Annotated in this window: 9 protein-coding genes; 2 read left to right on the top strand and 7 right to left on the bottom strand. The window is 69.0% G+C overall.

The features are described 5' to 3' along the window. Positions 1-3: 3 nt before the first annotated feature. From DI276_RS11120 to DI276_RS11110, 3 genes are all read right to left on the bottom strand, one after another. A complete protein-coding gene (locus tag DI276_RS11120) occupies positions 4-2,196 on the bottom strand; it encodes a vWA domain-containing protein (RefSeq protein ID WP_112263168.1) in 2,193 nt (730 codons plus the stop codon). 179 nt (positions 2,197-2,375) lie between these two features. Further along, on the bottom strand, positions 2,376-3,347 hold the full coding sequence (locus tag DI276_RS11115) for a D-cysteine desulfhydrase family protein (protein WP_112263167.1): 972 nt from the start codon (positions 3,345-3,347) through the stop codon (positions 2,376-2,378). Between the two features lie 17 nt (positions 3,348-3,364). Beyond that, entirely contained in the window at positions 3,365-3,895 is a 531-nt protein-coding gene (locus tag DI276_RS11110; protein WP_112263166.1) for an NUDIX domain-containing protein, read from the bottom strand. Between the two features lie 179 nt (positions 3,896-4,074). Between DI276_RS11110 and DI276_RS11105 the strand changes: the two genes are divergently transcribed. Then, positions 4,075-4,422, top strand: coding sequence for a hypothetical protein (locus DI276_RS11105; RefSeq protein WP_157984641.1), 348 nt, complete (start codon positions 4,075-4,077; stop codon positions 4,420-4,422). A 57-nt stretch (positions 4,423-4,479) separates the two neighbouring features. Here DI276_RS11105 and DI276_RS11100 read toward each other — a convergent pair whose 3' ends face one another. Then, positions 4,480-5,253 carry a hypothetical protein gene (locus tag DI276_RS11100; RefSeq protein WP_157984640.1) on the bottom strand — a complete coding sequence of 258 codons (774 nt, stop codon included), beginning with the start codon at positions 5,251-5,253 and terminating at the stop codon, positions 4,480-4,482. Positions 5,254-5,409: 156 nt separating this feature from the next. Then, positions 5,410-6,783 carry an IucA/IucC family protein gene (locus tag DI276_RS11095; RefSeq protein WP_112263163.1) on the bottom strand — a complete coding sequence of 458 codons (1,374 nt, stop codon included), beginning with the start codon at positions 6,781-6,783 and terminating at the stop codon, positions 5,410-5,412. 22 nt (positions 6,784-6,805) lie between these two features. On the opposite strand from DI276_RS11095, the gene DI276_RS11090 reads away from it, so the two are divergent. Then, the gene (locus DI276_RS11090; RefSeq protein WP_112263162.1) at positions 6,806-8,233 is read left to right on the top strand and encodes an IucA/IucC family protein; all 1,428 of its coding nucleotides are present in this window, start codon (positions 6,806-6,808) and stop codon (positions 8,231-8,233) included. Here DI276_RS11090 and DI276_RS11085 read toward each other — a convergent pair. After that, complete coding sequence (locus DI276_RS11085; RefSeq protein WP_112263161.1) at positions 8,230-9,339, bottom strand: aKG-HExxH-type peptide beta-hydroxylase; 1,110 nt, start codon at positions 9,337-9,339, stop codon at positions 8,230-8,232. The genes DI276_RS11090 and DI276_RS11085 overlap by 4 nt on opposite strands. Further along, positions 9,339-10,439 (bottom strand): FxsB family cyclophane-forming radical SAM/SPASM peptide maturase, encoded by a 1,101-nt coding sequence (locus DI276_RS11080; RefSeq protein ID WP_112263366.1) that lies wholly within the window; start codon positions 10,437-10,439, stop codon positions 9,339-9,341. The genes DI276_RS11085 and DI276_RS11080 overlap by 1 nt, the downstream gene beginning before the upstream one ends. Positions 10,440-10,467: the final 28 nt, after the last annotated feature.

Genomic DNA, 10,467 nt, shown 5'->3' with positions numbered 1-10,467 from the left:
GAGCTAGAGCAGGGTGGACGGTCGTTCTTCCGGCTCCGCTGCCGAGAACTGGTCCTGGTTCTGGTCGTGGGAGGCGCGCTCGTCCTGCACCTCGATGGAGAGGTTCGCGCTGATGGTCATGCGCTCGCCGAGGTGAAGCGCTTGTGTGTCGCCGTACGGAGTGCGCAACCGCAGCTGTCCGCCGACTCGGGTCAGCTCGTAGCTGTCCTCGCCACCCGCCGAGTGCGCGAGCTGGGCAAGTCCGGTGTGGACCTCGTCGAGGTAGAAGCGGAAGACCGGTGCCGGCTGTTCTGGTGCGGCCAGATCGCCGAGCGGCTGGTAACCGTCGTACAGGTAGACCACGAGCCCGCGGACGTCGCGTTGCCGGCGCCGGTGGATGAACAGGACCAGCGCGGCGGTGAGGACGGCCGCGACGGTGAGGGCGATCGCGATCTCGGTGAGCGGTGGTGGTTCCGCGACGTTCGCGGTGATCCGCCACTCGTAGATCACGTCGTCCGGCTGCTCGTCGTCGACGACCTTGAGCGTCAACGCGTTGGCGCCCTTGACGGTGTCGTCGCCGAAGGCCAGGTCGAAGTCGAACGTGCTGGTGCCCGACGGCGGCACGTCGAGCACGGTCTGCTCGCCGGGGATGCTCGCCACCGTGCCGGGCGCGGTGTCGGCGACGATGATCCGCGCCTTGCGGGCCCGGCCGGAGTTGTTGGTGACGGTGACCTTGCCGCCGACCGTGTCGCCTGGTGCGACGTTCCAGTCGGTGTTGTCGAACGAGGCGACCGCGGCGATCGGGCGGGGACCGGTCACGAGTGCGGCGTCGACCGTCCTGGTGTCGCTGCTGATGCCGATGCCCGCGATCGTGCCGCTGAACTTGACGGTGCCCTTCGCCTCGCCCGGGATGACGATCTTGCCGGAGTAGATGCCGTCCTGGCCTCTGGTGTCACCGTTCTGCGCTTCGTCGTTGAGCGGAATCGGGGTGGTGAAGCCGGTTCCGGCGAGGTCGGCGGTGAAGGAGACGTCCTCGAGCTCGGCCGGGTCGGTGATCGACCGGCTCCTGGTCTGCAGGCTCAGCGCGACCGTGACCTCCTGGCCCGCCTGCGGCGCCGGCGGGTTCACGGTCATGCTCGACCGGATCGCGCCCTGGTACATCACGACGGTGCTGACGTCGAGCGCGGGCACGCCCGGTGCGGACGTGATCTTCACGGTCCACATGCCCGGCAACGGGTTCACGATCCGGAGCCCCTCGACCGTGCCGTTCTCGCCGCTGACCTGGAACGTGGAACCGCCCTGGGTGCCCGACTTCGGCACGGTCTTGCCGTCCGGGTCCACATAGGACACCGTGATGCGCGAGTCGTGCTTGGTGACCAGGATCGAGCCATCGGTGGCGATCAGCGGGATCCTGACCTTGGCCTCCGCGGTGCCGCCGCTGCTGACCGGCGTGCGCTGGATGTCGCTCGCGCCCACGCACCTGCCCGCCTGGAAGGCCTTGATGAGCGCCTGGGCGACGTCCGCGCTGCTGCTGACGACGGTGGCGGCCGGAGTCGGTGCCTTCGCTCCGCACTGGCCCTGGAACGAACCCTGCGCGAACCTGGCGAGCTGGGCCTGGTCGACGCCGCCGAACCCGAGCGGCCAGACCTGGATCTTCTCCCGGTTCACCTCCTGCAGCAGCGTGCCGATCAGCTCGTGCGCGGTGCGGTTGCGCTGGTCGCCGATGTTGTCCGGGCCGTACCGCGGGCTGTCGGTGACGTCGAGCTTCCCGTCGGTGAGCAGGAAGATCAGCTTCGGGCCGTTCTTGTCGCCCTTCAGATAGCTCAGCGCCTGCTGCAACGCGGCCGCGTGGTCGGTGCCGTCGCCCACTCCTGGCGTCCTGCTCTTCAGGTTGCGCGTGCAGTCGCTGAGGCGCTGCCGGTCCTGCGCGGTCGCGACGGTGCTCGGCGGGCACACGACGTCGACCGGCGACTGGCCGCCGTTGTCGCTGCCGAACCCGACCACGGCGATGGTGCTGGACGGCGCGAACTCGCCGAGCGCGATGAGCGCGGCGGCTTCCCGTTCCCGGTCCATGTCCTGGGCGCCGATGCTGCTGGACTCGTCGACCAGCACCACGATGTTCGCGGGGGAGATGGCGGGCTCGGGTTGCTGCAGGGCCGTGCCTGGCGAGGTCAGCAGCAGGGCGGCCGCTGTCGAGGCGAGCACGGAGAGACGCATGAGTCAATTCACCCACTGACGCTCGTGGAATGTACCAAGGATTGGTACCGCACTAATGGCGGGACCGGTCCCCTCATATGAGCGCGATTATGCCGAAACTAATGGGTGAAAATCATGGACAAAACCTGGCCAATAGCTGACCGAAGTTCTGTCAGGCGCCTTTGTGGTGTGGTGCGTTATCAGAACTGGGCGACGGCTTCCGGCGCATAGCCGTAAAAGCCAGGAAGACCACCCGTGTGGAGGAACACGAGCGGAACTTCGCTGGTCGGAGCCAGGTGTTGGAACTTTGCCGCCGCCTTGCCCGTGTAGACCGGGTCGAGGATGACGCCCTCGGTTTCCGCGAACAGCTTCAGCGCGTTCCACATGTCCTGGGTCGGCACGCCGTAACCAGGACCGATGGTGTCGTCGGTGCAGGTGACGTGCGCGAGCTCCGGTTTCGGGCTGTGCAGGAGTTCGGCGGCGTCGTTCGCGAGGTTCCGGAGTTCCTGCTCGGCGTCTTGTTCGGCGTGCGAGACGCTCGCGGCGTGGACGGTGCCCGGCCAGCCGAGCAGTTCGGTGCCGAGCGCGATTCCCGCCGCCGTGGCGCCGCTGCCCTGCGGCACGACGATGGTGGCGTTGTCGATGCCGCGTTCGTTGAGCTGGCCGATGAGCTCGAACGCCGCCGCGACGTAGCCGAGCGCGCCCAGTCCGTTCGAACCGCCGACCGGCAGCGTGACGGCCTTGTCGTGGTTCACGCGTTCATAAGCCTGCACGGTCTCGTCCGCGTCCGCGCAAATGTGCACGTTGGCACCGAACATGTGGTCCAGCACGACGTTGCCGGACTTCTCGTACGCGTCACCCGTCATCGGCACCTTGGCAGTGAGCACGAGCTCGCACCTGAGCCCGAGCTTCGCGCACGCGGCGGCGGTCTGCCGGCCGTGGTTGGTCTGCAGCGCGCCGAACGTGATGATCGTGTCCGCGCCGTCCTCGATCGCCTGCCCCAGCAGGAACTCCAGCTTGCGCAGCTTGTTGCCGCCCGCGCCGAGGCCGTTGACGTCGTCGCGCTTGATCAGGACCGGCGGGCTGCCGAGCGCGTCCGCGAGTCGCGGGGCGTCGTCCAGCGGGGTCGGCCAGCTGCCCAGTGCGACGCGGGGAAATGCGCTCAGGTCCATGGGTGGCAGCTTAGGTGTCAGATCTCGCGGCCGAACTCGGCGTACCGCGTGGAATCGCTCTCAAGGGCGTTCAGCGCGAGCGTGAGCCTGCGGTGCAACGACGGGTAGATCCTGGGCTTCGCTTCGTCGAGCGTCAGGTACAGCACGCCTTTCAGTTCGGGATCATGCGCCACGGCACCGTCCACAATTCCACCGTCGAACACGAACTGGTGACAGTCGCGCCACACACCGTTGCGAGGCGTCCAGTCGACGACGAGCAGCCGGCCAATTGAGACGTCGAGCCCGAGTTCTTCGCGGAGTTCGCGCGCGGTCGCGGCTTTCGGGGACTCGTCGTCCTCGGTGATGCCGCCGGGGATGTCCAGCACCGCCTTGTACGTCGGCACCACGAAGAGCACACGTCCTGTGGAATCACGGATCAGCGCGCCGCCGGCGGAGGTCTTGGTGGGCCTGCGACCGGCCACGCCGGGCTCGTACTCGAGCTCGGCCGGACCCTCGTCCAGAACGTCGGCGGCGAAGGTGGCGGGGTCTCCCGCGTGCTGTGCGGACACAAGTTGATGATCACACCACGGGGTGAATCCCGCACGGGGGGTGTACGACCGTTCGTACCTGGTGGGTGAAGGTGCCGAAGATGACGGACCGCAACCAAACGACCAGGAGTACGCTTACCGTTGTAACTCCGTGCGATCAATCGCCGATGTCCACGGCAACATCGGTGGAGGTGACGCCAATGGGGGCAACCGGTGCCGCCAAGCGCAGACGCGACGGTAGATCGGCCCCGTGGTCGGTGGTCGGGCTCACTGTCGTGTTCGTCGTGGTGGCCCAGGTCCAGTTCGCCATCGCGATCGCGGAATCGGTCTGGTGGCCGGCCGCGGTCGGGATGCTGCTGCTGGCCGCGGCGGTCGCGTTCGTGAAGACGGCGCGCAGGCTGCGTTGGGAAGACAGCGACCCGTACGAGGCACCGCCCGAGGCGGCCAAGCCGCTTCCGGCCGAGTACGAGCGCCACGTGGACGCCGACGGAAGCCTTGCTCGTGCGGTCGGCGACGTGGTCCACGCGTCCCGGCGCTGGCGGGCCTGACAGCCTCACAGAGCGGAGACCGGGCCTGGCAGGACGGCCCGGTCATTTCGCCGTGTCTCAGTCCAGCAGCCCCAGTTCGTTGGCCACCGTGCCGGCCCGGTAGACCAGGTCCGGCCGGTGCGCCTTGACCCGCCCGAAGTCAACCGATGCGAACAGGACTCGCAGGTTCACCTCGCAGTCGCGGTAGCCGCCCTCGTGCAGCCGCAGCAACGCGTCGAGCATCGGCACCTCGTAGTCACTGGTGGCAGTGGAGAACTGCACGTCCTTGAACACGCCGAGCAGTTCTTCATCAGGACCGCCGCGGCCGATTCGATCACACAACTGCATGACGAACGCGCTGCTCGTCCCGAGCACGGTCTTGGAAAGCTGTCGCAAGGTCTCCGCACTGACGAGGACGTCACGGCGCAGGCAGTCCAGCACCACATCCGGGTAGTCGTCGGCCCAGCGCACGTAGTGCCGTGCTCGGTCGTCGGGGTGCACCGGGGACGCGTTGAGCTGGATCAAGGCCCTGGCGTAGTCGACGTCGTAGCGGTCTCTCGGCAGTGCTTCGAAGGCGTGCCTGAACTGGTTGCCGGCGGGATCACCGGTGAACCGGACGTCCAATGCCGCCTGAGTCAACGAGATGCGTTCGGCCACCCCGTCCAGCTCCACAGTGGACGGTAGCGGGATGCCGATCGCGAGGGTCACGTACGGCGGGTCGTCCCGTCGTACGTAGAGCGACTCGATGAGGGTGTTCCACTCCGCGCCCGACAGCTGCGACTTCCAGAAGGTGGTCAGTTTCGGCCAGTCCTCCACGCCGATGTCCCGAGATCCGCAGACCCTCGCGAGCACGACGTGCAGCAGGACCAGGTTGAGGCCGTAGATCGCGTACCGGGCCGGCAGAGCACGCTCGTGCGTTGCTGTCCGACGAGGCGATTCGCGATGCCGCACGGCGGATGGCCGAAGACATCGCGGCGATGCCCGGACCGGACGAGGTCGTCGCCGAGCTCACCCGCTGAACGGGTTGGGCAGGTGCGCCCACTGCGTGGTCTGCGGAACGAGCCGCATCAGCGTCAGCGGTTTGGCCGGCAACGGGTCGTGCAGCAGCGCGTGGCGGTCGGGCGTGTCCGGTACCGACTTCGCCACCGTTTGCCAGAGTTCGTCCGCAGGCGCATCGAGTGCGGCTACGAGCCCGGTCATCGCCGTTGCGAAGAACGTCGCGAACGTCTTGGTGCGCAAGCCCTCCGCGTCCGCGTGCAGGCGGTCCGGCAGGTCGGGGCGCGGGCTGACGCGGATGTCCGCCAGGTCGCGGTAGAGCAACCGGCGCGGCCGTCCGTTCACCAGGCCCACCAGCAGGTTCTGTTCGTGCGCCTCCAACGCCACGCCGCGGGCGAGCAGCGTCATCAGCGGTGGCACGGCCAACTCGGCGAACTCCGCGAGCCACTCGACCGGGTCGCCGAGCGCGCGGATCGGGGGTGGCCCGCCGTCGACGGGGCGCGCGGTCAGGGCGGCCAGCGGCAGAAGGGTTTCGCCGTCGCGTGGCATTGGTTTGTCGCGCAGGATCACGCCCAGCGCGCGGTTCGGTTCGCCGTTCGTGCGCATCGCGGCGGAGGCCCTGTTGTGCTGCAGCTCGATGCCTTCGACCACACCGCTGAGGAAGTCGGACACCGCGGTGGCCGTCGTGATCGAGTTGCCGGAGATGTCCCGCACGGCTGACGTGATCTGGGCGCTCAGCGTGGTTTTGACGTGCCAGTCGCCGGTCGAGAGGGTGCGCAGGGCCATCAGCGGTTCGGCGTCCAGGGTGCCGACGCTGGAGACGTTCAGGCGGTCGGCCTGCCACGGGTGCACCGGGAGGATCACGTGACGGCCGTCGCGCAGCTCGTCCGGCCAGTCGCCGAACACCACGTGGTCCGCGGCGGGGTGCAGGCGCAGCGCGACCACCGGCCGGTGTTCGGGGCCGTACGCGAGGTGGTCGAGAGCGGTGAAACCGGTGCGGTTGCGGCAGCACGGGTGCAGCGGATGGCCGTCGACCACGCTCTGCTCGTGCTCCTCCAGCGACCGGTCGAGGAACGGGGTGGTCAGCGGGCTCGTCGTGCGGGAGAGCGCGAGTCCGGCCACGCTGTGGGCGACCTCGGCGGCCAGGTTCGCGGAGCCCGGCCAGCGCAGTGCGGTGAGGAGGGCGACGGGGTGGAGGTACTCGGCCTGGTCGACGCTGACCTGCGGCAACGGTTCGATGGCGAGGGCGCGGTGCAGACGTGCGAGAACGGCCGCGCGGGCTGCGGGCAAGGCCGCGAGGAACCGCTCGGCCCGTTCACCGTCCAGTGCTGCGGCGAATTCGGCCTCGACCGGCGTCTGCGTCAGAATGATCAGATCTTGACACATCGCCAGAGGGAAGCGGGCACCGGTGGAAGCGACCGCTGACGGCATCACGTCGACCGCCCTGCTCAACTGCCTGCGGCGCGAGGTCGGCCGGCTGGGCCCGGACGGCACGATTCGCCTGCCGCGCACCGACGTTCTGCTGCGCGCACGCCAGGGACGTTGGTTGTCCGACCCCGAGGTTTTCACCGGTTCGTGGCACCCCCTTTCGTGGCACGAACTCGCCGTGCTCATCACGAAGGAGCTCGGCGATCCGCCGATCGGTTTCCTCGACGAGATCGCGGGTTCGCGGTCGGCCATCGCGGCGGTGCTGGCTGCCCGCCCCGACCCGCCCGCCGACCTCTACCAGCGGTCCGAGCAGGCGCTGATCGCCGGCCACCGCTACCACCCCGCGCCCAAGGGTCGTGGCGGCCTGCCCGCGGCGGCCTGGCTGCCCTACGCGCCCGAGGTGCACGCGAGCTTTTCGTTGGTGCACCTGGAAGGTTCGTTCGTCGACGACGGTGAGGTCCCGCTGCCCACCGGCGTCCTGCCGGCCCATCCGTGGCAACTCTCGTTGCTGGGGCGCACGGGAACTCTGGCTGATCACCTCGTTTGGCCGACGTCGTCGGTGCGCACGGTCTACGACCCGGCCGCCGACCTGTTCTACAAGTTCAGCCTCGACGTGCAGATCACCAACGACGTGCGCCGGCTGTGGGCGCACGACCTGCGCTGGGTCCCGCCGCTGGCCCGCGTGCTGAGACCGGTGTTCGAGGACATCGCCTCGACCTATCCCGGCACGGCGTTCCTGATCGACCGCGGCTACCGGACGTCGCCGGAATCCGTTGAGGGCCTTGCGGTCGTGGTGCGCGACGGCGTGCGGCGGCACACGTTGCCCGGCGTCACCCCGTTGCTGGCGGCCGGGATCAGCGAGGGCTTCGCGGGCAACCCGCTGGACGGCCTGGACCGGGACCGCGCGCTGCGGTGGTTCCGGCAGTACGTCTCCGTTGTCGTTCCTCCGGTGCTGCACGCGTTCTTCGCGCACGGCGTGGTCATGGAGTGCCACCTGCAGAACGTCCTGGTGGGCGTGGACTCCGAGGGCATGCCGGTGCAGGCGTTCTACCGCGACCACGAGGGGATGCGGTTGCTGCCACGGCATGCGGCGCTGCTGTCCGAAGTGGACGGCTCAGGTGGGTCACGCGGTGTCTCGGAGGCGAAGGGCTGGGAGCGGCTCCAGTACTGCCTCGTCGTGAACCACCTGATGGAGATCGCGGGCGCGGTGCTGGACCGGCACCCCGGGCTGGACCTGTGGCCGGAAGCCCGGGACGTGTTCCGCTCGTACGGGTCGTTCCCACTGCTGAAGTCGTTGCTGGAGAGCCCGTGCGTGCCCGCGAAGGCGAACCTGCTGCTGCGCTGGACCCGCGCGGAGGGTGCCGCGAACCGGTACGTTGACTGTCCGAACCCGTTGTACTGCAACTAGTTGATGGTCTCCCATCGAGTGCGGTGGTGGATCAGCGCGGCCTCGGCAGCCGCCTGGGCGGTGGGAGACACGGTGTCGGTCCAGCCGTCCAGGACCTCGGCGATCTCGGTGACGAGGACCGTGCCGAGTTCGGTGAGCTTGCCGCAGCTCAGCGCGGTGGCCGCGGCCTGCCGGGTGGCGGTGCGCCAGCGGGCGTGTTCCTGCTCGGCCTGGTGGTCGTGGTACCGGCGCCAGAAGGCGGCCACGCCCAGGTGGGCGTAGATGCCGTGGAGCAGGCCGGCCAGCGGGCGGGGGTCTGGCCGCCAGGGGGCGTAGTACAGCTCGCCCGAGTCCGCGGAAGTGAGCGGGAACAGGTCCATCAGCACCGAGAGTTTGCCGTGCTGCAGTTCGTGGGTCAGCGCCAATGCCGCCGTTCGCGGATCTGGTGGCAACGAGAGGTAGACGCAGCCGAAGGCGTCTGCGGCGGTCGCGCTGGCCATGTCGTGGACGGGCGAGGGAATGACCGACAGCGTGGTGATGGCGGCCGCGCACTCCTGTGCGACCTCGAGGTGGTGGCGGCTCAGCTCGTCCCAGCCCGCGGCCAGCACCTCCTGCCAGCGCGGCACGTCCACGTCGGAGTCCAGCTCGACCTCCAGGTTTCCCATGGTCAACCGGACCGGCGGGAACGGGAGGTGCGGAAGACCGTCCACCTGCAACAGTCCTCCTGAGACGGAATAGGTCGTGCCGCCGCGCGCCCGGCCCACGGTGGGCAGGAACAGTTCGGCGCACGGCGCATCGACCCGCACGTCGGCACCTGCACGGATGGCGGTCGCCACCGCCATTCCGGCGAAGAGCGAAGGTGGCGCGGTCTCCGGTGCTCGGCTCGCTCTGCTGACGGCGGCCCCCGTCAGCGGGTGTGCCAGGACGAGGTCCGCCGCGTCGGTCGCGGACACTGCTTTCCAGGCTTCGTAGGCCGCGCGGACGTCCGGCGCCGCGTGCCGGGCGATCAGCGAGATCATCATCAGGGTTCGGCTGCGGCGGGCCGACCTCAGCAGCCTGATCGCCTCGGGGCCACCGCCTCCCCTCGCCAGTTCGAGGAAGAGCGACCTGGAGATGCGATGTGTCATCAGGGCTTCCTGGTGAGGGCGGCGATGTCGGTGTGCAGCCGCTGCCGGACGTGCTGGATCAGCCGGAACATGTCGGCGCAGTAGACGGTGCGGTGCCCGAACCCGGCGTCGGCGCGGTAGCGGTGCGCCGGCAGCCCGCCGCCGCACACGGCGCGTACTTCGCAGTCGTGGCAGGGCAACGGGAGCACGTCCGGCACGAGCAGCTTTGCCGCGTCGTCGAACGACGCGTCCGACACGTGCAGACCCGTCACCGCCGCGCCGTGGAACGTGGACGCGAGCTGGTCAGGGCCCTCGATGGCGCCGTCCGTCTCCACGACCACCATCAACGTCGGGCTCGAACCGATGCCCTCCACTGCGGACCTGCCGCCCAGCAGCACGTTCACGATCTCGCTGAACATCCGCACCGACGTCTCCGGCACGGGCGCGCGGTACCAGCGGTCGAACACCGCGATCAACCAGTCGGCATAGGCACCGACACCCGGTGGCGGTGAGGTCCAGTTCCCGTGCGGCAGCAAGAAGTCGACGACCGGCGGGGTGAAGGCGATCAACGCCTCGTAGGTCGCGACCGGGTCGCTGGCGAGGTCGATCGTGCACAGCAGCCCGCCGTAGATCGACCGGAACCGGCTCTGCGCCAAGGTTTCCAGTGCGCGAGCCACCGCCGCGTGACTGCCGGCGCCGGACCGGTGCACGCGGTGCCGGTCGTGATCAGCCTCCGTGCCGTCGATGCTGACTCCCACCCGCACTCCCAGCTCCGCCAGCACCTCCAGCACCTCTGTCGACAACAGCAGGCCGTTGGTCTGCAGGGAGAACTGGGCGACATCGCCCGTCGCGACGCGTACGGACGTCACGAAGTCGCGGACCGCCGAGATGCCGGCGAGGAGTGGTTCGCCGCCGTGCAGCACGACGTCCACGCTCGGCAATGCGTGTGTGCGAACGTGTTCTCCGATGCGGAACGCGGTCTGCTCGAACACCTCCGCGGACATCCGGACCGGCCTGGAGCGCCACCGCTGGTCGGCCATCTCGTAGACGTAGCAGTAGTCGCAGGCGAGGTTGCACCTGCTGTGGATCTTCACCACGAACTGGCGCAGCGGGTGTTCCATCAGTGCTCCAGTCCGGTCGGCTCCGGGG

Origin of the sequence: Lentzea terrae, from assembly GCF_003265345.1 — a bacterium.
Lineage (GTDB): Bacteria > Actinomycetota > Actinomycetes > Mycobacteriales > Pseudonocardiaceae > Lentzea > Lentzea terrae.
The sequence above is the reverse complement of the archived record's forward strand: the minus strand, read 5'-3'. Positions and strand labels throughout refer to the sequence as shown.

Excerpts from the sequence above, each read along its gene's own strand:
- DI276_RS11080 (WP_112263366.1), bottom strand. The coding sequence starts at position 10,439 with ATGGAACACCCGCTGCGCCAGTTCGTGGTGAAGATCCACAGCAGGTGC.
- DI276_RS11095 (WP_112263163.1), bottom strand. The coding sequence starts at position 6,783 with ATGTGTCAAGATCTGATCATTCTGACGCAGACGCCGGTCGAGGCCGAA.
- DI276_RS11085 (WP_112263161.1), bottom strand. The coding sequence starts at position 9,339 with ATGACACATCGCATCTCCAGGTCGCTCTTCCTCGAACTGGCGAGGGGA.
- DI276_RS11105 (WP_157984641.1), top strand. The coding sequence starts at position 4,075 with ATGGGGGCAACCGGTGCCGCCAAGCGCAGACGCGACGGTAGATCGGCC.
- DI276_RS11115 (WP_112263167.1), bottom strand. The coding sequence starts at position 3,347 with ATGGACCTGAGCGCATTTCCCCGCGTCGCACTGGGCAGCTGGCCGACC.
- DI276_RS11120 (WP_112263168.1), bottom strand. The coding sequence starts at position 2,196 with ATGCGTCTCTCCGTGCTCGCCTCGACAGCGGCCGCCCTGCTGCTGACC.